This window comes from Pseudonocardia terrae (genome assembly GCF_021343995.1).
Lineage (GTDB): Bacteria > Actinomycetota > Actinomycetes > Mycobacteriales > Pseudonocardiaceae > Pseudonocardia > Pseudonocardia terrae.
In genome coordinates, this window is sequence record NZ_JAJTTE010000009.1 from 1 (window position 1) to 24,953 (window position 24,953).

The following is a 24,953-nucleotide window of genomic DNA, read 5'->3' on the forward strand; positions in this document are numbered from 1 at the left end:
ACCAGACGCCAAAGATCAACTAGCGGCACGACCCAAGATCGACAGTGGATCCAGGCTCAGTCTCAGGTTCACGTGCACCAAGCGCGAACGAGCACAGCCGACCCCGCCCAGATTCTCATCCTTCGAGGCGGCCCGGGGTAGGGCCATAACATCTCAGTCCAGCAGGGGCCTGATCTCGGTGTGGAAGCGGCCGAACAGCTCCCGTGCCTGGTCGGCGTCGCCGTGGAGGCCGGGCACGATCAGCTCGTCCAGACCCGCCTCACGCCACCGGCCGATCACGTCGACGATCCGGTCCACCGGGCCGGCGACGACCCCGGCGGGCGCGTCCGCGGGGGAGCCGTCGATCTGCAGCACCGCCTGCGTGGAGCGGCGGATCGTGCGGGGGTCGCGGCCGATCCAGGCGCAGTGCTCGTCGAGCACCGCGGACTTGCGGGCGAAGACCTCCGGGGTGGACCAGCAGTTCCACTCGTCGGCCCACCGCGCCGCGATGCCGAGCATCCGTCGCTCGCCCGAGGCCCCGAGCATCAGCGGGATCCGGCGCCCGGTGGTGACGGCCGGGGCGTCGGTGATCGTGTAGTGCGTTCCCGCAGGCGCGGCGGGACGGGCGTGATCAGTGGTACGGGGCCGGGTCGAAGGTGCCGTTGAGGTCGCGGAAGGACTGGGCGGAGCCGGGCCAGAGGAGCGTGAGCCGCCCGCTGCGGGGGTCGACGTACCAGCTGCGGCAGCCGCCGCGGAGCCAGACCGTGTGGGCGGAGCGGGCGTCGATCTGGCGCGTGTAGGCGCGTTCGGCGGCCGGGGTCACCTCGAGCGCGGCGCCGGGGTGGGCGGCGAGGTGGTCCAGCGCCCCGCGCACGTACTCGATCTGCGTCTCGATCATGTGGATGGCCGAGTTGTGGCCGAGGCTGGCGTTGGGCCCGTCGAGCACGAACAGGTTCGGGAAGCCGGAGACGACGGTCGAGGCGTAGGAGGTCATGCCCCGCGACCAGTGGTCGGCGAGCCGGATCTCGTCGCGACCGGTCACCCGGCCCGCAAAAGGGGCCTCGGCGGCGAGGAACCCGGTGGCGAGGACGAGGGCGTCGAGCTCGTGGCGCTCGCCGTTGCGCGCCACCGCGGTGCGGCCCTCGAGCCGCTCCAGCGCGGCCGACACCAGCGTGACGTCCGGCCTGGTCACCGTGGGGTAGAAGTCGTCGGACAGCAGCACGCGCTTGCAGCCGATCTCGTAGTCCGGGGTCAGCCGGGCGCGCAGCCGCTCGTCGGGCACCTGGGCGGCGAGGTGGCCGAGCGCGAGGTCGCGCAGCTCGTCGATCGCGGGGCGGGCGCCGAACCGTTGCGCGACGTTGCGGTCCGCGGCGGTGAACAGCTCCGCGCGTAGCCGGCGGGCCGCGGCGGGGTCCCGGACGAACGCCTCCTGCTCGGCAGGGGTGTACCGGCGGTCCTGCCGCGGCACGATCCACGGCGCGCTGCGCTGGAACAACACGAGGTGCTCGGTCCGCTCGGCCAGGTGCGGCGCGATCTGGACCGCCGACGCGCCGGAGCCGCACAGACCGATCCGCAGCCCGTCGAGCCGGGCCGTCGGGTCCCACTGCGCGGAGTGGACCACCGGGCCCGGGAAGTTCGCGAGGCCGGGGAAGTCCGGGATGCGTGGCTCGGACAGCCGCCCGGCGGCCATCACGAGCACCCGCGCGCGCACGGTGCCGGCGGTGGTCTCGACGGTCCACCGCCCGTCCCAGCGCGCGGCGAGCATCTCCGCGCCGAACCGCAGGTGGGGGCGCAGGCCCTCGTGCCGGACGACGTCGCGCAGGTACTGCTGGATCTCCGCGCCGCCCGCGTAGACGCGCGTCCAGTCGTGCTTCGGCGCGAACGACAGTGAGTAGAGGTGGGAGGGGACGTCGCAGGCGACGCCCGGGTAGACGTTGTCCCGCCAGGTGCCGCCCACCTCGTCCGCCCGTTCGAGCACGACGAAGCTCTCCCGAGCGCGCCGGGCGAGTTGCACGGCCATCCCCAGTCCGGCGAAGCCCGCGCCGACGACGGCGACGTCGACGTCGAGGGCGCCGTTCACAGCCCCGTTCACACCGCCGTCCACAGCAACGTTCACAGGGACGTTCACGCCTCGACCGGGCCGTAGGAGGTGGTGCGCTGCCGGATCTGGCGTCCCGGCGGGGCGATCGCCGCGACGTCGTCGACGGTGAGCTGCAGGCCGGCCTCGGCGCCCGCGGTCGGATCCAGCGTGCCGTCGAGCAGCAGGCCGCCGGCGTCGTCCGCGCCTGCGGCGAGCACCTCGCGGGACACCTCCCGGCCGAGCTTCGGCCAGGCCGCCTGGACATGGTCGATCCGGCCGTGCAGCAGCAGCCGGGCCACGGCGTGCAGGGCGAGGGTCTCGCGCCGGTCGGCGTAGCGGACCGCGAGCCCCGGCGGGACCTGTGCGGGCTGGACGGGCATCGGGATGAACTCGGTGAACCCACCCGTCCGGTCCTGGATCGCGGCGAGGGTGCGCAGGTGCGCCACCTGCTGCGCAGGCGTCTCGACGTGCCCGTAGACCATCGTCGCGGTCGACCGCAGGCCCACCCCGTGGGCGGTCTCGATCAGCTCGATCCACCGGGTGACGGGCAGGTCCGGACCGAGCCGGGCCCGTACCCCGTCGTCGAGGATCTTGGCGGCGGTGCCCGGCACGGAGTCGAGCCCGGCCTCCTTCGCGGCCGACAGGAACTCGCGCGGCGATACGCCCAGGCGTGCGGCACCGTCCGCCACCTCGGCCGGGCGGAAGGCGTGCAGGTGCACCGGCGCCTGCTCCTTCACCAGCCGGACGACGTCGAGGTACGACGCCCCCTCCGGCACCGGTCCCTGCATGCAGATCTCGGTGGCGCCGAGCGCCCATGCCTCCGCGACCAGCTCGCGGGCGAGCGCCGGGTCCCGTGCCGCCTGGGCCGGGTCCAGGTTCCGGTTGACGACGTAGGTCACCGCAGGACCGACGGCCGCCTCCCGCACCGCGTCGGCCAGCGCCGTCAGGGCGGCGAGCTCCGGACCGTCGGCCCCGAGGAGGGCCACGTACTCGGCGTCGGTGAGGCCCGCGGGGTCCACCTCGGCCCGGCGCAGTGCCGACGCCAGGGCGGGGTCCAGGGCATGCGTCGCCAACTCCTACCTCCCGACCGGCGGCGCCCGCCGGCGCTCGCTGCCGTGCCGGCGGATGACCTCCGGGAGAGGGCCGCCGATGCCACCCTAACGCGGCGGGCGGGGGCGACGGAGGCGCGCGGACGACGCCCGCCGCACGCGCCGGCTGGTCGTCCGGCCGGCGGGACGCGGGACCGTCACTCCGCCGGCGCGGGCATCTCCCAGTAGTCCTCCTCAGACAGCTCCTCGTGCTCGGGCTCGGCGGCCCACCGAGGTGCGTCGCGCACCTTCTTCAGCAACGCGAACAACTGATGCGCCTCCTGCTCGGACAGCGCGCCGAGCCCGAACTCGTTGCCCAGCAGCGCCGGGGCGCTCGCCTCGACGGCGGCGCGGCCGGCGTCGGTGATGCGGGCGAGCGTGGCGCGCCGGTCCCTCGGGTGCGGGACGCGCTCGACGAAGCCGAGCTTCTCCAACCCGGCGACGGTGCCCGTGACGCTGGTCGGGTGCACCATGAGGCGCTCGCTGATACGCCCCATCGGCATCTGCCCGTACCGGCTGAAGTGCAGCAGCGAGAGCAGCTCGTGCCGCGGGTAGGTCAGCTCGTGCTCCTTGAGCAACCTGCTCGCCTGCTCGCGGATCATCGCCTCGACCCGCAGGATCGACAGGGAGGCGGCCAGGCGCTCCCCACCGTCCCAGCCGTGCTCCCGCCACTTCGCGGTGATCTGCAGGATCGAGTCGGCGTCCCTCTGTGTTGGCTCGATCGTCGTGCCCCCGTCCTTCGTCAGCGGCCGGCCCGTCGGTGGGGGCCGAAGCCTACCCGCGGCGGCCCGGGCCGCAGGCGACATCCGCAAGTTACTCGTTACCCCTATTGATTTACTAGGGATCCCTAGTACTTTGCTGATCCGAGACGCCGGTCACCCTCTCGGGGATCCGGTCGTCGTCCAACGAGGACGCCGTTGTCCTCGTGCGACGCAGGGGAGAGCGCACCGGGATGCTCGAGAGCGCCGATGTCGCGGGCCGGCAGGCCGGCGAGGAACCGCTGGCCGAACGCCGTCGCCGGATCACCGAGCACCTGGGTGGACCGGAGCGGCTCGCGCGCCTGCGGTCCCGCGGGAAGCCGACGGTGCGGGAGAGGATCGCCGCGCTCCTCGACGCCGGCTCCTTCGACGAGATCGGGATGCACGCCCACTCGGCCCGGTGCGAGGACGCGGCGGACACGCCGGGCGACGGCAAGATCGGCGGGTACGGGAGGGTCGACGGCCGCAGGATCGCCGTCGTCGGCGACGACCTCACGGTGAAGAGCGGGACCAGCTCGCAGAACGGTGGCCGCAAGGTCGAACGCATCTACGACCAGGCCCTCCGGTCGAGGGTCCCGTTCGTCTTCCTCGGGGAGTGCGGCGGAGGCCGGATCCCGGACATCCTCGCCTCGTCGGACTTCTCGCGGCTCTCCGCCCTCCCGGTGTACGGGCACCGTGCCCGCCGCATCCCGTCGATCGCGTTCATCACCGGGGACTCCTTCGGCGGCTCGTCGTTCCACGCCGCGCTGTCCGACGTCGTCGTCCAGCTGCGCGGGTCGTGCATGTCGGTCACGTCGCCCCGCGTGGTCGAAGCCGCGGCGGGGGAGATCGTCACGCCGGAGGAGCTCGGCGGGGTCGAGGTCAACGGATCGATCAGCGGACAGGCGGACATCGTCGTCGACACCGAGGAGGAGGGGATCGCGACCCTCCGCCAGCTGCTCTCGCTGCTGCCCTCCTCGGCCCGCGAGATGGCCCCGCGCGCGCCGGTCGCGGAGCGCGACCGGTCCACGCCGATCACCCGGTTCGTCAGCCCGGACCGGCGCCGCGGCTACGACATGCGGCGGGTGCTCCGACTGGTCGCCGACGACGAGCCGCTCGAGCTCGGGGCCGGCATCGGCCGGGGCATCCTGACCGCCCTGGGCCGGATCGGGGGCCACGCCGTCGGCATCGTCGCGAGCCAGCCGCTGCACCACGCCGGGGCGTTCGGCGTGGACGGCCTGAACAAGATCACCCGGCTCGTCCTGCTGTGTGACTCCTTCAACCTCCCCCTGGTCTTCCTGCAGGACACCCCGGGCCTCATGGTCGGCCCCGACGAGGAGCACCGGCGGCTGCTGTTCACCGCGATGCACCTGCAGCAGGCGCTGGTCAACTCGACGGTGCCCAAGCTGACCGTGGTGCTGCGGAAGGCCTACGGCCTCGCGCACCACCTGCTCGCCGGCTGCGGGATGGGCGCCGACCTGCTGTGCGCCTGGCCCGGCTCGGAGTTCGGCTTCATGGACCCCGAGGTCGGGGCGAACGTGCTGCACGGTCGGGAGCTGGCCGGGCTCGAGGGAGAGGAGCGCCGGGCGCGGCGCCGGCTCCGCGCCGAGGAGCTCCGCCGGGAGACCGACGTCTGGGGTCCCGCCGGCGCCATGTCCATCGACGACGTCATCGAGCCCGACGAGACGCGCGAGGTCCTCCGCGCCCACCTGGACCGGCTGATGGAGGGCCGGACCGCCGCCGACCACGACCACGCCCTCGCCGGCTGGCCGACCTCCTGGTGAGCGCCGGGCGCCGGCGCAGCTGCACCACCTGGCCTCCGAGAAACGCGGCCCACGGGTCGCCAGAACGAGCGGAGCGAGATGCAGACCGCATCCGAGTACCTGAAGTCCCTCGACGACGGTCGGCAGACCTTCTTCGAGGGCGGCAGGGTCACCTCCATCCCCGACCACCCCGTCATGGGGACCGCCGCGGAGTGGGTGTCGACGTCGTACGACACGTTCTACGACCCGGCGGAAGGAGCCACGAGCCCGATCCTCGAACCGCCCCGGTCGGCGGACGAGCTGCGCGAACGCATCCCGCAGCTGCGCAGGGTCGACATCGTCACGCGCACCACGTTCGGCTCGCTGATGGCCATGCTCACCGCCGCCGCGCGGCTGCAGGGGGTCGAGGCGGCCCGCAGCGACAACGTCCTGGCCTACCGCGAGTCCGCGGCGCTGCGCGACATCCGGATCACCGAGTGCATCACCGACGCCAAGGGCGACCGCGGCCTCGCGCCCAAGGACCAACCGGATCCGGACGCCTACGTCCGGATCGTCGACCGCGACGACGCCGGCATCGTCATCCGGGGCGCCAAGCTGCACATCACCGGCGCGTCCTTCGGGCACGACCTGATGGTCATGCCGACCAAGCGGATGAAGGCCGGCGAGGAGGACTACTCCGTCGCCTGCGCCGTTCCCGTCGGCGCCTCCGGCGTGAAGATCATCAACTCGTCCTACGCGCCGCGCTCGGCCGACACCCGGCACTTCCCGGTCACCTCCCGCGAGCACATGCCCGACGGGTTCGTGATCTTCGACGACGTCTACGTGCCCGACGAGCGGGTGTTCCTCGCCGGCGAGGGGCGCTACGCGGCGGTCTTCGCGCACTCGCTGGGCCTGTGGGAGCGGATCGGCGGGACCTCGGCGATGGCCGAGCAGGCCGATCTGCTCGTCGGCTTCGCCCACCTCGCGGCCGATGCCAACGGGACTCTCAAGTACTCGCACGTCAAGGAGAAGATCGCCGAGATGGTGATCCACGCCAGCCTGATCCGGGCCGGGCTGGAGGCGGCGATCCTGCACTGCGTCGAGACCCCTGAGGGCTTCGTCCACCCCAACGAGCTCTACACGAACGCGGCGAAGTACCACGGGGCCGCCAACTACAACCTGATGGTCCGCCACGTGCACGACATCGCCGGCGGCGTCGTGCTGACGGCTCCGACGATCGGTGACCTCGAGAACGAGGAGACCAGGGCCTTCGTCAGCAAGTACATGCAGGGGCGCAAGGGCGTCGAGGCCGAGCACCGGCTGCGGCTGATGCACGCGATCCGCGACCTCACGGCCGACTCGCACGGCGGATGGCACTCGGTCACCAACGTCCAGTCCGGCGGCGGTCTCTACGCCCAGCGGATCGTGTCGTCGAACCACTACGACATGGAACGCGCCCGCGAGCTCGCGCTCGAGGCGGCCGGCATCACCGAGTGGGCGAGCTGATGCTCAGCCACTCGAGGATCCTCGCCGCCGCCACGTCCGGCTACGGCGCCCGCGTCGCGGTGGGCAGCGCCGAGGCCGGGCCGGTGACCTACGCCGAGCTCGCCGCGCGGAGCCGGGCCGTCGCCGCCGGGCTCCTGGGCATGGGCCTGCAGCCGAAGGACCGCGTGGTCTGGTTGTCCCACAACAGGGTCGAGTACCTGTACACCTACTTCGGCACGGCGCTCGCCGGCCTCGCCCTCGCGCCGATCAACTACTGGCTCCGGCCGGTCGAGATCCGTGGGCTGCTGGAGCTGCTCGAGCCGAAGGTGGCCTTCGTCGAGCGCGAGCTGCTGGAGTCCTTCACCCAGGCGGCCGACGGGCTGGCGATGCGGATCGTCACCGTCGACGGTCCCGCACCCGAGGTCGAGTCGACCTCCTGGGACGCATTCCTCGACGGTGCCACCGGGGGCTTCTGGGCGGAGCCATCCGACGACCTGCTGCACGAGATCGTCTTCACCAGCGGCACGACGGGCCAGTCCAAGGGGGTCATGCGCTCGCAGCGCAAGCGCATCATCGACTCCCTCGCCGCCGCGACGACGTTCCGGCTGCACCGGGACGACCACCTGCTCGGGTCCGGCCCGCAGTTCCACATCGGTGGGGGCGCGGTGCCGGGCCAGCTCCTCGTGCAGGGCGGCCGGGTAACGATCATGCGCCGGTTCGAGCCGGACCACATCGCGGCGACGATCGGTACGGGCGTCACCTACTTCATGGGCGTACCGGCGCACTTCAACCTGCTGTTCGCCTCCGGCGAGCTGGACCGCATCGACACCCGCGGGGTACGCGGGGTGTACCTGGGCGGCAGCGTCGCGACGCTGGGCCTGTTCGAGCGGATCCGCGAGGCCTTCCCCAACGCCGAGATCAGCCACGGCTACGGGTCGACCGAGTCCGGCCCGCACTCCATCGGCGTCCGCGGCGAGGTGTTCCTGCAGCGCCCCGGCACGATCGGACTGCCGGTCCCGGGCACCGAGGTCCGCGTCGAGGTCGACGGCAGGCCGGCCGCCCCCGAGGAGGTCGGCGAGCTCGTGCTCCGCGCGCCGACGACCATGGACGGCTACTACGGCAGGCCCGAGCTCACCGCCACCGTCCTCGACGCGGACGGCTGGTACCGCACCGGCGACCTGGTCCGCCGGGACGACGACGGCTACTTCTACGTGGCCGACCGGAAGAAGGACATGATCATCTCCGGTGGGGAGAACGTGTACTCCCGCGAGGTGGAGGACGTCCTGAGCCTGCATCCGGCGGTCGACGAGGTCGCGGTGATCGGGACCAAGGACCCGATCTACGAGGAGTGCGTCACGGCGGTCGTCCGGCTGCGCGCCGACGCGCCGCCGGCGGACTTCGAGGTCCTCCGGGCGTTCGTGCGCGAGCGCCTCGCCGGCTACAAGGCGCCTCGCCGCGTCGAGTTCGTCGACGAGATGCCGCGCAACCCGGTCGGCAAGATCGACAAACTGCAGCTGCGCGAGCGGTTCGGCTCGGCGTTCGCCGCCGCCGACGCGCCTACCCGCACGGAACAGGGGGCACGATGAGGTACCCACGAGTCCCGAGATCGCTCGGGGCGCTCGCCGCCGTGGCAGCGGTCCTGGTGGTCGCCGCCTGTGGCGGATCGGGCGGGGGCGGCGACGCCGCCGCCCCGGGCGGGCCGATCACCTACGCGGACTGGCAGATCGACGGCGCAGGTCGCGGCGACGCGCTGAAGGCGGCCGTCGAGGGCTTCGCGCAGTCGCCCGGCGGCAGCCCGGTCACCATCGACCAGATCGCGTTCCCGCAGTACCAGGACACGCTGCTCACCCAGCTCGGCGGCGGCACCGGGCCGGACGTCTTCAACGTGACCGTCGACGACTTCTACAACCTGCAGTCCCAGGGGCTGCTCGGCGACCTCGCCGGTACCGTCACCCAGCCGGCGTCGGACTTCATCGCGGCGGACAAGTACGCCTTCGTCGACGGCAAGCGCTACGGCGTGATCCACAGCGTGCAGAACTACGCCTTGTTCATCAACAAGGACCTCTTCGCGAAGGCCGGGTTGAACCCGCCGACCACGTACGACGAGTTCCGGGCCGACGCGCACGCGCTGACCACGGCGGACACCTTCGGTTTCGCGCTGCGGCACAGCACCAGCGATCCCGCCGGCTGGTGGTACGACCTGTCCAACTGGGTCTACGGCTTCGGCGGCCGCTGGTCGACGGACGACGGGACGCCCACCGTGAACAGCCCCGCCGTGAAGCAGGGCGTGGCCGCCTTCGCCGACATGGTGGCCAGCAAGGACCACCCCTACGGCAGCGATGGCGCGACCAACCGGCGGATGTTCTGGGAGGGCAAGCTGGCGATGATGATCGACAACGCGGCCGTCCCGGCCACGTTGCTCGGCAACAACCCGAACCTGAACCTGCAGGTCGTGAAGGTGCCGTTCCCGACCGACTCGACGGTGATCATCCCGATCTTCACCGCGACGAACGCCGACGGCAAGCAGCCCGAGCAGGCCGGCAAGTTCGTGGACTACTGGCTGAGCAAGCCGGTGCAGGACAAGCTGAGCACCGACACCCGCGGCAACATCATGGCGACGTCGCTGGAGCCGCCGCAGAGCCTGCTGGCCCAGAGCCCGTGGCTGCAGACGTTCTCGGACGGGACGAAGGACGCCGCGCTGGCGCTGCCGGCCGGGTACGAGGAGAACGCCAACCAGTTCCGCGACGCGGTGCTCCGCGAGATCGACCAGGTGATCACCAACGGCAAGTCGGTCGACCAGGCGCTGGACGACGCCCAGAACGCCGTCCAGGCGTTGAAGCGGTGACCGTCGCGCAGGTCGCGGCGCCGGCCCGGCGGCCCGCCCGCCGGGCCGGCGGGTTCGGCCTCGCGCTGGTGGCGCCGACCGTCCTGCTGTTGCTGTTGGTGCAGGCGTACCCGCTGGTCGAGGGGCTGCGGCTGAGCTTCACGCAGACCGCGCTCGCCCGACCCCGCGCGGGGAGCTACGTCGGTCTGGACAACTACGCCGAGCTCTTGGCGGACCCCCGGCTCGGCAAGATCCTCTGGGTCACCCTCGTGTACACGGTGGCGTCGGTGCTCGGGTCGCTCGTGCTGGGGCTGGTGGCGGCGATGGTCATGAACGTCGGGATCCGCGGGCGCGGTCTGCTGCGGGCGATCCTGACGGTGCCCTGGGCCGCGCCCGGCGTGGCCACCGCCCTCGTGTTCATCTGGATGCTCGACAGCCAGTACGGCATCACGAACTGGGCGCTGACCCGGCTGCCCTTCGTCGACTCCTACCAGCGCTGGCTCAACGACCCGGCGCTCGCGATGCCCGCGGTCGTCGCCGTCACGATCTGGAAGGTCTTCCCGTTCGCCGCGATCGCCCTGCTCGCCGCGCTGCAGGCGATCCCGGGCGAGCTGTACGAGGCGGCGAAGGTGGACCGCGCGACCGCGTTGAACCGCTTCCGGCAGGTCACGATGCCGGGGATCGCGCCCACCGTGCTGACCCTGGCCCTGTTCCTCACGATCTGGTCGTTCCGCCGCTTCGAACTCATCTGGCTGTTGACCGGCGGCGGCCCGGTCGACGCGACGAACACGCTGATGATCGACCTGTACCGGGAGAGCTTCCGCAACCGGCAGCTCGGGTACGGGTCGGCGATCGGTGTCGTGGGGCTGGTGCTCTCGGTGGCCGCCGCGGTCGTGTACTTCGTCGTGAGCCGCCGGCTCGGGCGCCGCTACGGAGGTGCCGGATGACCGCCGTCGTCACCACGCCGGCCGCACCCGAGTCCGTCCGGCCGGGTGGCCTCGTCGCCCGCCTGGCATCCCGGCTGGCCAAGTCGGTCGGGATCCTGGCGCTCTGCGTCGTCTGCGTGTTCCCGGTCTACTGGATGCTGGTCACCGCGACGCTGCCCACCGCCGACCTGTTCGACCGCACCCCGGAGCTCCTGCCACGGCCGGGGGACCTCGCGGTCTTCGGCGACCTCGTGTCGGGCACACCGATGCTCCGGTGGCTGGCGAACTCCACGATCATCGCGCTCGGCACCACCGTCATCAGCGTCGCGTTCGGGGTGACCTGCGGGTACGCCCTGTCCCGCACCCGCTTCCACGGGCGTGGTGTGCTCGGGTTCGCGCTGTTCGTGACCCAGATGCTGCCGGAGGCGCTGCTGGTGGTGCCGCTCTACGCGGTGTTTGCCGCACTGGGCCTGCTCAACGACCTCGGCGGGCTCGTGATCGTCAACGCGGCGTTCGTCGTGCCGATCATCGCGTGGATGATCAAGGGCGCGGTGGACGGGGTCCCGGCCGAGATCGAGGAGGCGGCCCGGGTCGACGGTTGCCCGCGGCTGGCCACGCTGCGCTTCGTGGTCCTCCCCGTGATCAAGCCGTCGGTGGCGGCCGCGGCGGTGCTGGCCTTCTTCTCGGCCTGGAACGAGTACCTGTTCGCGGCGACCTTCGCGACCGCCGACGCCGTCAAGCCGACCTCGGTCGGGCTGACCACCTTCATCGGGGAGTTCGCCACCCCGATGAACGTCGTCATGGCGGGCTCGCTGCTCTACGCGCTGCCGGCCGTCGTGTTCTTCATGCTCCTGCAACGCCACGTCGTCAGCGGCCTCGGGGCCGGCGCGGTGAAGGGATAGGTGGCCTGATGGGGCGGATCGAGATCCGGGACGTCACGCGCCGGTTCGGCGCGACGACCGCGCTCGACGGCGTCGACCTCGTCGCCGAGGACGGCGAGTTCCTGGTCCTGCTGGGCCCGTCGGGCTGCGGCAAGTCCACTCTGCTGCGCATGATCGCCGGCCTCGACACGCCGACCACCGGTCGGATCGTCGTCGACGGCGAGGACGTGACGGATCGGGCGCCGGGTGAACGGGACCTGGCCGTCGTGTTCCAGTCCTACGCCCTCTACCCGCACATGACCGTCCGCCGGAACCTCGCGTTCCCGCTGCTCATGGACGGGTTCCGGTGGTGGCACCACGTCCCGTTCCTCGGCTCGGCGCTGTACCGCCGCGAGCGCAGCGACCGCGGGGTCGCCGAGCGCGTGGCGCGCGCGGCGGACGTCCTCGGCATCACCGAGCTGCTGGACCGGCATCCCCGCACTCTCTCCGGCGGGCAACGGCAGCGGGTCGCCCTGGGGCGTGCCCTCGTGCGGGACCCGGTCGCCTTCCTCATGGACGAGCCGTTGTCCAACCTCGACGCGAAGCTGCGCGCCGAGACCCGCTACGAGATCCTCGCGCTGCACCGGCGCACCGGGCGCACGGTCGTCTACGTCACGCACGACCAGGTCGAGGCCATGACGATGGGCACTCGCGTCGTGGTGCTCCGGGACGGCGCGGTGCAGCAACAGGGGCCACCGGCGGAGATCTACGGCGAACCCGCGTCGGTCTTCGTCGCCCGCTTCCTCGGCACCCCGCCGATGAACATCGGACCGGGGGAGTGGGACCCGGCGGAGGGCGTGAGCTGGTGGGGCGGGCTCCTGCCGGCGCTGCCGGAGGGGACCATGCCGGCTGCCGGCGAGCTGCTCGTCGGCGTGCGGGCCGAGGACCTCGTCGTGGCCGTGGACACCGGGCCGGCGGAGGAGCCGGGCGTGCGGGGCACGGTGGAACTGCACGAGGACATCGGGCACGAGACGCTCGTCGCCGTGACGCCGCTGGCCGCCGACGCGAAGTCGGGCGTGCGCCGGGCACGGCTGTTCGTGCGGCACCACGGCGAGGCCCCGCCGGTCGGCGCGCCGGTGCGCGTCACCGTCCGGGACGGCGGCCGGATCACCCTCTTCGACCCGGCGACCGAGCTGCGCCTGGGCGCCACCCGCGGCGTCCGGATCCCGACCTCGCTCGGCCGCTGACGGCCGGGCACCCCTCGAAGACGGAAGGAGCACGGGAATGGTTCCCGCGCGGGCGGACGTGACCGGGAGCGTCGTCGTGGTGAAGGTGGCCGCGGGCGACGCCGTGGAGCAGGACCAGGAGATCATCGTCCTGGAGTGCATGAAGATGGAGATCCCGGTGCTCGCCCCGGTCTCCGGGACCATCGAGCGCGTCGACATCGCCCCGCACGACTCGGTCAAGGAAAGGCAGATCCTCGCCACCATTCGTGAGCAAGGATAGCGAGCGGCGGCGAGAAAGCCCGGCGACGGTGATTTCGGCCGCCTTCGCCCGGCCGCGGTCGGACCGGGGAGCGATCGTGCCGGTGTAGGCTCCGACCTGCATGTTTCCTTCTCGCGAACAGTCTACTCCGCACGCCGTGGACGTCGTCCCACGCGGCAGGTAACGTCCCGTGTCGAGAAATCCTATCCACTGGACCGACGGAGTTCCGAATGGGTGGATCGCGCGAGGGAATTGCGGGGAGAACGGATTCTCCGCACTCGGTGAAGTCCGTGCTCCACGCAGTCGACGTACTCGATGCGCTGCACGCCTCGCCCCGCCCGCTCGGCGTCAGTGACCTCGCCCGGCGGACCGGGCTCAGCAAGAGCACGGTGCACAAGATCCTCGTCACGTTGAGGTCGCGTCGGCTCGTCGAGCAGGATCCGGGCACCGCGCGGTGGCGGATCGGATGGCGGCTGTACGAGTTCGGCGCGGGGTTGACCGGCGACAGCGACCTGGCGCGGTGCGCGCGGCTCTCGCTCGACCAGCTGGCGGAGGAGACCGGCGAGACCGCGCTGCTGGGCGTGCTCGCCGACGACGAGGTCCTGTACCTCGACAAGTCGGACGCCCACGGTCCGGTGCCCATGGTGACCCGGCCGGGCCGGCGGAGCCCGCTGCACTCCTCGGCGTCCGGGAAGGTCCTGCTGGCGTTCGCCGAGCACACCGTCGTCGACCGTGTCCTCGGTGGTCGGCTGGTGCAGCGCACCCCGCGGACGGTCACCGACCCGGAGCGCCTGCTCGCGATGCTCGAGCGCGTTCGCGACGAACAGTTCGCCAAGGCCGAGGGGGAGAACGAGGTGGCGCTCACGAGCGTCTCCGTGCCGGTCCACGGCCCCGGGGGCCGGGTGCTCGGGGCGATGACGGTCGCCGGCCCCTCGGCGAGGTTCGGCGCCGCACGGATCCGGCGCTTCACCCGCTGCCTCCGAGCGGCGGCCGCCGCGACCACCGAGCTGCTCTGCCCCGATCCCGTCCCACCCGCGAGGGCCACCGAGCCCGCCTGATCAGCGAACGTCATGGACCGCCGGCGCCGACCGGCTGTCTCCGCCTGCCCGAAAGGCACCTGATGTCTGCCCCTACCGATGCCCGAACAGAACAGTCCGCTCCGCCCACCACCGGCGCGGTGGATGTCGACGTCCACCACGACCTGGCGGCGGTCGAGGAGCTGTTCCCGTACCTCGACGCCCACTGGCGCGACTACGTCGTGGAGCGCGGGCTCCCCGGGTTCGACACGAACTACTACCCGCAGGCTTCCCCGATGTCCGTCCGCCCGGACCTCCTCCGGCCCGACGGACCGCCACCGGCGACCGACCCGGCGACCGTCGCCGCCGACGTCCTCGACCGGACGGGAAGCTCGACGGCGATCCTGAACTGCCTCTACGGCGTGCAGCCGATGCAGAACGAGTATCTGGCCGCGGCGCTGTCCTCGGCCCTGAACGACTGGCAGCGCGAGCGGTGGCTCGCGGTCGATCCCCGGCTGCGCGCCTCGATCGTCGTGCCCACCCAGAACGCCGAGCTCGCCGCCCGCGAGATCGACCGGACGGCCGCCGACGGCGCGTTCGTCCAGGTGCTGATGTTCGTCCGGGACCGGATGCAGCTGGGGAAGCGCTTCTTCTGGCCGATCTACGAGGCCGCGGAGCGGCACGGCCTGCCGATCGCCGTGCATCCCTTCGGCTCGTTCAACCACCCGAACACACCTGCGGGGTGGGCCTCGACCTACATCGAGGAGTACGTGGCGCAGGCGCAGCTCTTCCACGCCCAGGTCGTGAGCATCGTCTGCCAGGGTGTGCTCGCCCGGTTCCCCGAGCTGCGGTTCGTCCTGCTCGAGAGCGGGGCCTCCTGGCTACCGCCGCTGATGTGGCGGTTCGACAAGGACTGGAAGGGCCTGCGGCACGACACGCCGTGGGTCGACCGGGCTCCCTCGGACCTGATCCGGCGGCACTTCCGGCTGGCGACGGCACCGCTCGACGTCGAGGGCCCCGACGGCCTGCTCCGGCTGATCGACCAGCTCGGCTCCGACGAGATGCTCCTGTACTCCTCCGACTACCCGCACCACCACCACGACCCGGGCGTCGGTTCCGTGCTCGGCCTGCCCGACGACCTTCGGCAGAAGGTGTTGTCCGGCAATGCCCGGGCCCTCTACCCGCTCGACCGAGGAGGCCACCGATGATGACCGCCGCTGAGCTGCCGGTCCGCGACCGCTCGCGCAGCGTCCTGCAGACCGGGATCGTCGATGCGGACGTCCACAACATGTACCCCGCTCCGGGCGCACTCGTGCCGTACCTGTCGCAGCGGTGGGCCCGGCACCTGGAGACGATCGGCCTCCGGACGACGGTGCCGTACCGGGACAACGCCACGACCTTCTTCAAGCTCGCCCCGGCGATCAGCCGTCGCGACGCCTGGCCGCCCGGCGGGGGCCTCCCGGGCTCCGACCTGGCCTTCCTGCGCGAGCAGTTGCTCGACGGCGTGAACGTCCGCTGGGGGGTCCTCAACTTCCTCACGTCGCTGGAGGACCAGCTCAACGAGGAGTGGGCGGCCGCCATGGCGCGGGCGATGAACGACTGGCAGATCGCGGAGTGGCTGGATCCGGAGCCGCGGCTGCGGGCGTCGATCGTCGTGCAGGCGCAGAACCCCGAGCTGGCCGTCGCCGAGATCGAACGCCTCGGCGGCCATCCCGGGTTCGTACAGGTGCTCATGCCGAACCGGACCGCGGAGCCGCTCGGCAGGCGGAAGCACTGGCCGATCTTCGAGGCCGCCGAGCGGCACGGCCTCACGATCGGCATGCACACCAACGACTCGTGGCGGATCCCGCCGAACTCGGGCTGGTATTCCTACTACCTCGAGGACCACACCCTGTTGTCCGGCACCACGCAGAGCCAGCTCGCCAGCCTGGTCCTTGGCGGCGTCTTCGAGCGGTTCCCGGGGCTCCGGGTGGTCTGCATCGAAGGCGGCTTCGCTTGGATGCCGGCGCTGATGCAGCGCCTCGACGCCGTCTGGCGCCGACTCGGCGACGAGATCCCGGACGTCGTGCGACCACCGTCCGAGTACCTGCGCGAGCAGGTCTGGGTCACGACGCAGCCGATGGAGGAGCCCGCCCGACCGCGGCAGCTGCTCGACGTGATCGAGCAGATGGGGGCCGACCGGATCATGTTCGCCACCGACTACCCGCACTGGGACTCCGACGACCCCGTCCACGCCTTCCCGCTCAAGCTCCCGCACGACATCGAGACCATGATCTTCCGCGACAACGCCGCGCGGCTCTACGGCTTCCCGATCGAGGAGGACACCGGTGTCTAGGCACGTCGTCGCCCGCACCGACGAGCTGGCCGACGGCGAGCGGAAGATCGTCGAGATCGAAGGGCGGTCCATCGGGCTGTTCCGGGTCGGCGACGCCTGGTACGCGGTCCGCAACACGTGTCCCCACCAGTCGGGGCCGCTGTGCCGCGGCTACCTCACCGGCCTGCTCGAGTCCGACGGGCCGGGGGAGTTCCGGTACAGCAGGCGCGGGGAGATGCTGCGCTGCCCCTGGCACGGCTGGGAGTTCGACCTGCGTACCGGACAGTCCTGGGTGGACCCCACGCGGCTGCGAGTGCGCCACTACGAGACGACGGTCGAGCCCGGCAGCGCCCTGCTCACCGGGACACCGCCTGTCGCGCCCGGACAGCGCGTCCCCGGCCCGTACACCGCCGAGACCTACGAGGTCTCGGTCGACCACGACTACGTGGTGATCGAGTTCTGATCGCACGGCAGCGAGAACCCGGCCTGCGCCGGGCCCACCACTCCGCAGAGAATCGCAGGTGCGCACATGGACGTGACGCCTTCCCCACCGCCCGCCTCCATCCGCCAGGTGGCCTTCGCGGGCTTCGTCGGCAGCATGGTCGAGTGGTACGACTTCTACATCTACGGCACGGCCTCGGCGCTCGTGCTGGGCAAGATCTTCTTCCCCGAGTTCAGCTCGACGGCCGGGACGCTGGCGGCCTTCGCGACGTTCGGGGCGGGCTTCTTCGCCCGGCCGCTCGGCGCGGTCGTCATCGGCCACTTCGGCGACCGGATCGGGCGGAAGTCCATGCTGGCGCTGACGCTGGTGCTCATGGGCGTCTCGACGGCCCTGATCGGGTTGCTCCCGCCCTTCTCCAGCATCGGCATCTGGGCCTCGGTGCTGCTGGTGCTGTTGCGCCTCGTGCAGGGCTTCGCCGTCGGCGGTGAGTGGGGTGGCGCGGCGGTGATGGTGGTCGAGTACGCCCCCGAGAGGAGACGGGGCTTCTACAGCGCGCTCCCGTCGTCGGGCAACGCGACGGGGCTGGTGCTCGCCAACGGGATCTTCGCACTGGTGTCGCTGCTGCCGCGCGACCAGTTCCTGTCGTGGGGATGGCGGCTGCCGTTCCTGGCGAGCCTCGTCCTGGTGGCCGTCGGGCTCTACGTGCGCATCCGGCTGGTCGAGACCCCCGAGTTCCGGCGCATGCAGAAGGCGGCGACCCGCGACCACATCCCCTTCCTCGAGATCCTGCGCCACCACAAGCGGCCGGCACTACTGGCAATGGGGATGGCAGCGGGCCTCTTCTCGCTGGCTTACGTCGCGATCACCTTCGTCGTCTCCTACGCCGGCGCGGACGGGAAGCTCAGCTCGACCCAGGTGCTCTTCGGGGTCACGGTCGCGGCCGCCTGCGCGACAGTCCTGTGGCCGCTCATCGGGCGATGGTCGGACCGGATCGGCCGGCGTCCCCTCTTCCTCGCCGGCGCGGCGCTCGCGGTCGTGTACGCATTCCCGTTCTTCTGGCTCGTCGACTCGGGCAACGTGGCGCTCACCTGGATCGCGATCGTCGTCGCCTACGCGGGTGTGGTCGGGCTCTACGCCGGCCCGATGGCGGCCTACTTCGCTGAGCTGTTCAGCACGGACGTCCGGTACACCGGAGCCTCCATCGGCTACCAGGGGTCGGCGCTCGTCGCCGGTGGCCTCACCCCCTTCATCGCGACGGCGCTCGCCGCGGCGACCGGCGGGTCGTCCTGGCTGATCTCGGTATACATCATGGCCGTCGCCGTGATCACGTTCGGCTGTGCGTGGGTGTGCAAGGAGACCTCGCACGCGCCACTGCAGGACTCCCGCCTCGATGCGGCGCGGGCGACCGGTACGGAAGGACAGGAGGCGGTACAGGCATGACGGGGACACCGACGGGGAACCGGATGCGGCGCGAGTGGACGCGCGGACCCGTACTCGGCGCCTGGTGCACCATCGGCAGCCCGGGCGCGGTCGAGCTGATGGCGGACTGCGGCTACGACTTCCTCATCCTGGACTGCCAACACGGCGAGTTCGGGGTGACCGAACTCGAGCCCATGCTGCGGGCGTTCGGCGGCACCGAGGTCACGCCCACCGTGCGGGTGCCGCACAACGACTACTTCGCGATCGGGCACGCACTCGACGCGGGCGCCCAGACGATCATCGTACCGATGGTGGAGACCCGGGAGCAGGCCGAACGGGCGGCACGGGCCGTGCGCTACCAGCCCGACGGCGCACGGAGCTGGGCGGTCACGCGGGCCGCACGTGCTCTCGGCTCCGATCCCGCCGCCGTCAACGAGCAGGTCGCCCTGCTTCTGATGATCGAGACCGCGACGGGCTTGGAGAACGCCGCCGAGATCGCCTCGGTCCCCGGCGTCGACGGGATCTTCGTCGGGCCGGCGGATCTGGCGCTCACGATGGGTCTGCAGCCGGGCGTCACGGCACCGGCGGCCGGGGTCGAGGACGCGCTCGACAAGATCGCGGGCATCTGCGCCGAGCACGGCATCGTCGCGGGGCTGGCCGGAGGTGCCGAGTACGCCCGCCACGGCTTCCGGGTGCTGACCGTCGGCAACGACCGCGCGCTGCTCGCGGCGGGCCGGGCGAAGGTCGACGAGGCGCGGGCCGCGGCGCCCTCGACGGGGTAGCTGCCCCGCGGTCGCGGGGGCGAGGCCCGGGGCTCGAGGATCACCGCCGGTCGCGGTCACGGACCGGGATCATGATCATCTTCACGTCGAGGTACTCCTCGATGCCCTGCCGGCCGCCCTCGCGACCGAAACCGGACTGCTTGACGCCGCCGAAGGGTGCGGCCGGGTTCGAGACCGCGCCGCCGTTGAGGCCGACCATGCCGACGTCGAGGGCCTCGGCGACCGACAGCGCGCGATCGAGGTCGCGGGTGAAGACGTAGCCGGCCAGGCCCCAGACCGTGGCGTTGGCGAGGGCGACGACGTCGTCGTCGGTGTCGAAGACCTGGATCGCCGCGACCGGTCCGAAGATCTCCTCCGAGACCAGGGCGCTGTCCGGGGCGACGCCGGCGAGGACGGTGGGCGGGTAGAAGTACCCCGAGCCGGACGGGATCGCGGCACCGCAGACGACCTCCGCCCCTCGCGCCACCGCGTCGTCGACGAGGCCGGCGACCTTGGCCCGGCTGCCGGCGTCGATCAGCGGGCCGACCTGGGTCGTGGGCGAGGTCCCGGGGCCGACGACGAGGGAGCCCATGCGTGCGCCGAGCCGTTCTGCGAACTCCGTCGCCACGGAGCGGTGGACGAAGAACCGGTTGGCGGCCACGCAGGCCTCGCCCATGTTGCGCATCTTCGCCTGCACCGCGCCGTCGACGGCGACGTCGAGGTCCGCGTCGTCGAAGACGAGGAACGGGGCGTTGCCACCGAGCTCCATCGACGTCCGGACGACGGCGTCGGACGCCTGTGCCAGGAGGAGCCGGCCGACGGCGGTGGAGCCGGTGAACGACAGCTTCCGGACGTGGCCGCTGCGCAGCAGCGGCGCGACGACCTCCCCGGCGCGGCTGGTCGGGACGACGTTGACGGCCCCTGCCGGGAGGCCGGCCTCGGCGAGGATCTCGGCGAGCAGCAGGCTCGACAGCGGGGTCTGCGGCGCCGGCTTGAGGACGACCGTGCAGCCGGCGGCGAGGGCCGGGGCGATCTTGCGTGCGGCCATCGCCAGCGGGAAGTTCCAGGGCGTGACCAACAGGCAGGTACCAACCGGGCGGCGGGTCACGACGGTGCGCGCCGCCCCGTTGGGCGTCCGGCCGTACTCGCCGCCGATCCGCACCGCCTCCTCGGCGAACCACTCCAGGAAGCCGGCGGCATAGGCGACCTCGCCGCGGGCCTCGGCCAGCGGCTTGCCCATCTCCCGGGTCATCACCAGGGCGAGCTCCTCGGTCCTGGACACGACCAGGTCGTGGGCGCGGCGCAGGACCCGGCTGCGCTCGCGGGCCGGGGCGGCTGCCCAGGCCGGGCCCGCGGCGCGGGCGGCGTCGAGCGCCGCGACCCCGTCGGCGGGCGAGGCGTCGGCGACGTGGCACAGGACCTGCCCGGTGGCCGGGTCCTCGACGGGCATCGTCGCCCCGTCCGACCCGGCGATCCAGCGCCCGCCGATGAAGAGCCGCGTCGGGACGTCCGTGGGCAGGCGGTCGGGTGCCGGGGCGTCGATGGTGGTCATCAGAGGGTTCTCCGTCGCAGCTGAGGGTGAGCGGCGCAGGGCGGCAGGGGTCGACGCCCGGCGCGCGCAGGCGGGTCGGCAGGAGGTCCGGGCGCGGGAACGGTCCGGGTGCCCGGCGGTCCGGTGTCAGGGCGACTGGGCGCCCGTGACGTTCAGGTAGATCGCGTAGAGCGACGACGTCGCGGTGATGTAGAGGCGGTTGCGCTTGGGTCCGCCGAAGGCGAGGTTCGCGGTGGCCTCGGGCACCCGGATCTTGCCGATGAGCTCGCCGTCCGGCGTGAAGCACTGCACGCCGTCGCCGGCCCCGACCCACAGACGGCCGTCGGTGTCCGCGCGGAACCCGTCGGGGATGCCGGGCTCCACCTCCGCCAGGACGCCCCGGTCGGCGAGACCGTTGTCCGCGTCCACCGCGAAGCGGCGGAGGTGCCGGGGCGCCGATGCGTCGGTGAGGAAGGCCGAGTCGGCCACGTAGAGGAGCGACTCGTCCGGGGAGAAGGCGAGCCCGTTCGGCATCACCACGTCGTCGGCGACCGCGGTGATCGTGCCGTCCGGGTCGATCCGGTAGACGTTGTTGGTGTCCTGCTCCTGCTCGGCCCTGTTCCCGACGTAGTCGGACATGATCCCGTAGCTGGGGTCAGTGAACCAGATGGTCCCGTCAGACTTGACCACGACGTCGTTGGGGGAGTTGAGCCGGCGGCCGCGGTACGAGTCGGCCAGGACGGTCGTGGAGCCGTCCGGCTCGGTCCGCACCACCCGTCGCGCCCCCTGCTCGCAGGTGACGAGGCGGCCCCGGCGGTCCCGGGTGTTCCCGTTGGCGTGCCCGGTCGACGCGCGGAGCACCGACACGGCGCCGGACTCCTCGTCGTAGCGCAGCAGCTTCTGGTTGGGGATGTCGCTGAACACGAGGCACCGCAGGTCCGCGTAGTACGCCGGCCCCTCGGTCCAGCGGTGGCCGCCGGAGAGGCGCTCGAGCCAGGACACCGGGTCGACGCACGCGCCGAACGCGGGGTCGAGGATCTCGTAGGTCGGTTCGGGGCCGATCACCGGGCCGAGCCCGCCACCGGGGGAATCGGGGGCCACGGGCCGGACCGTGCTGCCGGGGAGGGTCACTGCGGCTCCCAACGTCACACTGTCTGATTGTCAGACGAACCGTAGGATGCTCGACGTTCGGTCGTCAATCCTCACGAGCCTCTTGACATCCGGCCCGGCAGCGGCTTGAGTCCCGCGTTGTCGGATTGCCAGACGATCCGACATCACGGCGAGGTGAAGGTCTGCAATGGACAACCAGGTGTACGCGGTGCGTTACGGAACGCGCAGCACGACGAAGTCGAAGGTCTATCTGAACCACTGGCTCTACGACGAGGCCGACGAGCCGGTGGACATGGACTACTACTTCTGGGTCGTGCGTCGGGGCGATCGCTGCGTGCTCGTCGACACCGGCTTCTCCCGCTCGGGCGGGGACAAGCGGGCCCGCACGACGCTCGCCGATCCCGTGGACCTGCTGGCCCGCCTCGGCCTCGCGCCCGGCTCGGTGGACACCGTGGTCGTCAGCCACGCGCACTACGACCACATCGGGAACCTGTCGGTCTTCCCGGAGGCCCAGATCCTGATCGCCGAGCAGGAGTACGACTTCTGGACCTCGCCGATGGCGACGCGGCTGCAGTTCGCGACCTCCGTCGAGGCCGAGGAGCTCCGGTACCTCGAGAAGCTGCGCGGCGACGACCGGCTGACGATGGTCCACGGCGAGGGCGAGGTCGCCCCGGGCGTCTCGTTCGTCCAGGTCGGCGGGCACACACCCGGCCAGCTCGTGGTGAACGTCGAGACAGCTGCCGGCACGGTCGTCCTGGCCTCGGACGCGGTGCACTACTACGAGGAGGTGGAGCGGGACCGCCCGTTCCACTCCGTCGCGGACCTCGCCGCGATGTACCGCGCCTTCGACAGGGTGGCCGAGCTCGCGCAGGCACCCCGCACCTCCGTCGTCGCCGGGCACGACCCCCTGGTGCGGGAGCGTTTCACCGCCGTCGCCCCCGACATCGTCCAGATCCCCTGACCTCCCGGAGTTCCCCTGTGACATCCGTCCATCAGGACCAGGTCGCCGTCGTCACCGGCGGGGCCCACGGCATCGGCCGCGCGACCTGCGAGCTGCTCGCCGCCGCGGGTGCGCACGTGGTGGTCGTCGACGTCGACGGCGGGGCCGCGGAGAAGCTCGCGGCCGAGCTACCGACCGAGTCGGTCGCCGTGGTCGGCGACGTGGCCGACGAGGCCACCGTCGACGCGTACATGTCCGCCGCCGTCGCCCGGTTCGGGCGGGTCGACCTGCACCACCTCAACGCCGGGATCGGCAGCTCGCTGGCGCCCTTCCCGGACCTCGACGTCGCCGACTTCGACCGGACGATGGCGGTGAACGTCCGGGGCATGTTCCTCGGTCTGCGGGCCGCGTTCCGCGACTACCGCCGCCGCGAGGCCACCGGCGCGGTCGTGCTGACCGCCTCGATCGCGAGCCTGCGCGGCAGCGCGGACCTGATCGCCTACCAGACCTCGAAGCACGCGGTGCTCGGTCTGCTGCACGGCGCCGCGGTCTACGGCGGTCCGCTGGGCATCCGGGTCAACGCCGTCGCGCCCGGCATCGTCCCCACCGAGCTCTTCGCCGCGAACGCCGACAAGCCGGGCGGCCGCGACGACATGCGGCAACGCGCGTCGACGAGCCCGTTGCGCCGGGCCGGCACGCCCCAGGAGATCGCCTCGGTCGCCACCTTCCTGCTCGGCCCCGGGGCCGGGTACGTGACCGGCAGCTGTGTGAGCGCCGACGGCGGCTCGGCGGTGCTGTCGTCGGTCCGCCCCTCCGGCGGGGCCGGCGCCTGGGACCACGAGGCCGTCGACCGGCAGATGTACGGCTGACCCCGGGCCGAACCACCTCCCGAACCGCGACACCGAACCGACAGGAGCACGTCCATGTCCGTCACCGAGTCCACCGACGACCTCTACGAACGGGGTCTCGGGATTCGGCGCGAGGTCCTCGGGTCGGCGCACGTCGACCGATCCCTCGGCAACGTCAGCGAGTTCGGCCGGCCGATCCAGGAGCTCGTCACCCGGTACTGCTGGGGCGAGATCTGGGACCGGCCCGGCGTCGAACGCAAGACGCGCAGCCTGCTGAACCTCGCGATCCTCACCGCGCTCAACCGCATGCACGAGCTGGGCGTCCACGTCCGCGGCGCGATCAACAACGGCTGCACGCAGGAGGAGATCCAGGAGGTCCTCATGCAGACCGCGATCTACTGCGGCGTTCCCGCCGCCCTCGAGTCCTTCCGTGTGGCCGAGCGCGTGCTGATGGAGATGGCGGATGAGTGAGCAGCCGCGGGTCGCGTTCGTCGGCCTCGGCCGGATGGGCCTGCCCATGGCGGGCAACCTGGTGGCCGCCGGCTACCCGGTGACCGGCAGCGACCTGAGCGAGGCGGCCCGTTCGGCACTGACCGAGGCGGGCGGCGTCGCCGAGGCGGACCCGCTGCGCGCGGTCGACGGGGCGGACGTCGTGGTCCTCATGCTGCCCGACTCCCGGGTGGTCGACGTTCTCCTGTTCGACACCGGCGTCTTGGCGGCCCTGCCGGGCGGGACGCTGGTCGTGGACATGGGCTCGTCGGAGCCCGAGGCCACCCGCCGGATCGCCGAGCTGGCGGCCAAGAGCGGCGTCGCCTACGTGGACGCGCCGGTCTCCGGTGGCGTCTCCGGGGCGCGGGCCGGTTCGCTCACCATCGTCGCCGGCGGCGCGGACGCCGACGTCGCGCGGGCCCGCCCGCTGCTGGAGGTCCTGGGCTCGCGGGTGCTGCACGTGGGCCCCGCCGGCGCCGGGGACGCGGTGAAGGCGCTGAACAACCTGCTCTCGGCCACGCACCTGCTCGTGACGAGCGAGGCGATGCTCGTCGCCCGGAGGTTCGGGCTGGACGTCGGCCAGGTGCTCGACGCGATCAACACGAGCAGCGGCCGCAGCGGCTCCACCGAGAAGAAGTGGCCGGACTTCATCGTCCCGGAGACCTACGACTCCGGCTTCGGGCTGCGGCTGATGGTGAAGGACATGGGGATCGCGGTCGCGCTGGCCGAGTCGACCGGCGTGCCGTCCCCGCTCTCGCACGACGCGCTCGCGCTCTGGAAGCGCGCGGCCGACGACCTTCCCGAGAACGCCGACCACACCGAGATCGCCCGCTGGCTGAGCGGGCAGAACAGTACTGACGAGTGAGGACGAGGACGT

The 24,953-nt window shown here is 72.0% G+C and carries 24 protein-coding genes; 18 read left to right on the top strand and 6 right to left on the bottom strand.

Annotated elements, in window-relative coordinates; translation table 11 throughout:
* Positions 1–153: 153 nt before the first annotated feature.
* The 4 genes from LWC33_RS07955 to LWC33_RS07970 all read right to left on the bottom strand — a co-directional run bounded on the left by LWC33_RS07955 (position 154) and on the right by LWC33_RS07970 (position 3,953).
* Positions 154–525 carry an LLM class oxidoreductase gene (locus tag LWC33_RS07955; protein ID WP_233303591.1) on the bottom strand — a complete coding sequence of 124 codons (372 nt, stop codon included), beginning with the start codon at positions 523–525 and terminating at the stop codon, positions 154–156.
* Between the two features lie 85 nt (positions 526–610).
* Positions 611–2,071 (bottom strand): flavin-containing monooxygenase, encoded by a 1,461-nt coding sequence (locus LWC33_RS07960; protein ID WP_233303592.1) that lies wholly within the window; start codon positions 2,069–2,071, stop codon positions 611–613.
* Positions 2,072–2,103: 32 nt separating this feature from the next.
* Positions 2,104–3,132 (bottom strand): FO synthase, encoded by a 1,029-nt coding sequence (locus LWC33_RS07965; RefSeq protein ID WP_233303593.1) that lies wholly within the window; start codon positions 3,130–3,132, stop codon positions 2,104–2,106.
* Positions 3,133–3,305: 173 nt separating this feature from the next.
* Positions 3,306–3,953: a MarR family winged helix-turn-helix transcriptional regulator gene (locus tag LWC33_RS07970; protein ID WP_233303594.1), complete on the bottom strand. Its 648-nt coding sequence runs from the start codon at positions 3,951–3,953 to the stop codon at positions 3,306–3,308.
* A 119-nt stretch (positions 3,954–4,072) separates the two neighbouring features.
* Between LWC33_RS07970 and LWC33_RS07975 the strand changes: the two genes are divergently transcribed.
* From LWC33_RS07975 to LWC33_RS08040, 14 genes are all read left to right on the top strand, one after another.
* A complete protein-coding gene (locus tag LWC33_RS07975; protein WP_233303595.1) occupies positions 4,073–5,668 on the top strand; it encodes an acyl-CoA carboxylase subunit beta in 1,596 nt (531 codons plus the stop codon).
* Between the two features lie 78 nt (positions 5,669–5,746).
* Positions 5,747–7,132, top strand: a complete 1,386-nt coding sequence (locus LWC33_RS07980) for a 4-hydroxyphenylacetate 3-hydroxylase N-terminal domain-containing protein (RefSeq protein WP_233303596.1) — start codon at positions 5,747–5,749, stop codon at positions 7,130–7,132.
* Positions 7,120–8,697, top strand: coding sequence for a class I adenylate-forming enzyme family protein (locus LWC33_RS07985; RefSeq protein WP_233303597.1), 1,578 nt, complete (start codon positions 7,120–7,122; stop codon positions 8,695–8,697). The genes LWC33_RS07980 and LWC33_RS07985 overlap by 13 nt, the downstream gene beginning before the upstream one ends.
* Positions 8,694–9,956: an ABC transporter substrate-binding protein gene (locus LWC33_RS07990; RefSeq protein WP_233303598.1), complete on the top strand. Its 1,263-nt coding sequence runs from the start codon at positions 8,694–8,696 to the stop codon at positions 9,954–9,956. Before LWC33_RS07985 ends, LWC33_RS07990 begins: the two co-directional genes overlap by 4 nt.
* Positions 9,953–10,882, top strand: coding sequence for a carbohydrate ABC transporter permease (locus LWC33_RS07995; protein WP_233303599.1), 930 nt, complete (start codon positions 9,953–9,955; stop codon positions 10,880–10,882). The genes LWC33_RS07990 and LWC33_RS07995 overlap by 4 nt, the downstream gene beginning before the upstream one ends.
* Positions 10,879–11,763, top strand: a complete 885-nt coding sequence (locus LWC33_RS08000) for a carbohydrate ABC transporter permease (RefSeq protein WP_233303600.1) — start codon at positions 10,879–10,881, stop codon at positions 11,761–11,763. Before LWC33_RS07995 ends, LWC33_RS08000 begins: the two co-directional genes overlap by 4 nt.
* Before the next feature lie 8 nt (positions 11,764–11,771).
* Positions 11,772–12,968 carry an ABC transporter ATP-binding protein gene (locus LWC33_RS08005; RefSeq protein WP_233303601.1) on the top strand — a complete coding sequence of 399 codons (1,197 nt, stop codon included), beginning with the start codon at positions 11,772–11,774 and terminating at the stop codon, positions 12,966–12,968.
* Between the two features lie 37 nt (positions 12,969–13,005).
* Complete coding sequence (locus LWC33_RS08010; protein WP_233303602.1) at positions 13,006–13,227, top strand: acyl-CoA carboxylase biotin carboxyl carrier protein subunit; 222 nt, start codon at positions 13,006–13,008, stop codon at positions 13,225–13,227.
* A gap of 269 nt (positions 13,228–13,496) precedes the next feature.
* Positions 13,497–14,264: an IclR family transcriptional regulator gene (locus LWC33_RS08015; protein ID WP_233303603.1), complete on the top strand. Its 768-nt coding sequence runs from the start codon at positions 13,497–13,499 to the stop codon at positions 14,262–14,264.
* A 119-nt stretch (positions 14,265–14,383) separates the two neighbouring features.
* Positions 14,384–15,430 carry an amidohydrolase family protein gene (locus tag LWC33_RS08020; RefSeq protein ID WP_233303604.1) on the top strand — a complete coding sequence of 349 codons (1,047 nt, stop codon included), beginning with the start codon at positions 14,384–14,386 and terminating at the stop codon, positions 15,428–15,430.
* The gene (locus LWC33_RS08025; RefSeq protein WP_233303605.1) at positions 15,427–16,557 is read left to right on the top strand and encodes an amidohydrolase family protein; all 1,131 of its coding nucleotides are present in this window, start codon (positions 15,427–15,429) and stop codon (positions 16,555–16,557) included. Before LWC33_RS08020 ends, LWC33_RS08025 begins: the two co-directional genes overlap by 4 nt.
* Positions 16,550–16,999: a Rieske (2Fe-2S) protein gene (locus LWC33_RS08030; protein WP_233303606.1), complete on the top strand. Its 450-nt coding sequence runs from the start codon at positions 16,550–16,552 to the stop codon at positions 16,997–16,999. The genes LWC33_RS08025 and LWC33_RS08030 overlap by 8 nt, the downstream gene beginning before the upstream one ends.
* Positions 17,000–17,065: 66 nt before the next feature.
* Entirely contained in the window at positions 17,066–18,418 is a 1,353-nt protein-coding gene (locus LWC33_RS08035) for an MFS transporter (protein WP_233303607.1), read from the top strand.
* A complete protein-coding gene (locus LWC33_RS08040) occupies positions 18,415–19,179 on the top strand; it encodes an HpcH/HpaI aldolase family protein (RefSeq protein WP_233303608.1) in 765 nt (254 codons plus the stop codon). The genes LWC33_RS08035 and LWC33_RS08040 overlap by 4 nt, the downstream gene beginning before the upstream one ends.
* Before the next feature lie 40 nt (positions 19,180–19,219).
* Here the strand turns inward: LWC33_RS08040 and LWC33_RS08045 are convergent, their stop codons facing one another.
* On the bottom strand, positions 19,220–20,710 hold the full coding sequence (locus LWC33_RS08045; protein WP_233303609.1) for an NAD-dependent succinate-semialdehyde dehydrogenase: 1,491 nt from the start codon (positions 20,708–20,710) through the stop codon (positions 19,220–19,222).
* Positions 20,711–20,836: 126 nt separating this feature from the next.
* Positions 20,837–21,790 carry an SMP-30/gluconolactonase/LRE family protein gene (locus LWC33_RS08050; RefSeq protein WP_233303610.1) on the bottom strand — a complete coding sequence of 318 codons (954 nt, stop codon included), beginning with the start codon at positions 21,788–21,790 and terminating at the stop codon, positions 20,837–20,839.
* Between the two features lie 196 nt (positions 21,791–21,986).
* Here LWC33_RS08050 and LWC33_RS08055 point away from each other — a divergent pair, with 196 nt between their 5' ends.
* Genes LWC33_RS08055 through LWC33_RS08070 form a run of 4 tightly spaced genes read left to right on the top strand, consistent with a single transcriptional unit; the run spans position 21,987 to position 24,941 of the window.
* Positions 21,987–22,760, top strand: coding sequence for an N-acyl homoserine lactonase family protein (locus LWC33_RS08055; protein WP_233303611.1), 774 nt, complete (start codon positions 21,987–21,989; stop codon positions 22,758–22,760).
* Between the two features lie 17 nt (positions 22,761–22,777).
* Positions 22,778–23,608 (top strand): SDR family NAD(P)-dependent oxidoreductase, encoded by an 831-nt coding sequence (locus LWC33_RS08060; protein WP_233303612.1) that lies wholly within the window; start codon positions 22,778–22,780, stop codon positions 23,606–23,608.
* Positions 23,609–23,662: 54 nt separating this feature from the next.
* Positions 23,663–24,058 carry a carboxymuconolactone decarboxylase family protein gene (locus LWC33_RS08065; protein WP_233303613.1) on the top strand — a complete coding sequence of 132 codons (396 nt, stop codon included), beginning with the start codon at positions 23,663–23,665 and terminating at the stop codon, positions 24,056–24,058.
* A complete protein-coding gene (locus LWC33_RS08070) occupies positions 24,051–24,941 on the top strand; it encodes an NAD(P)-dependent oxidoreductase (protein ID WP_233303614.1) in 891 nt (296 codons plus the stop codon). Before LWC33_RS08065 ends, LWC33_RS08070 begins: the two co-directional genes overlap by 8 nt.
* Positions 24,942–24,953 lie beyond the last annotated feature (12 nt).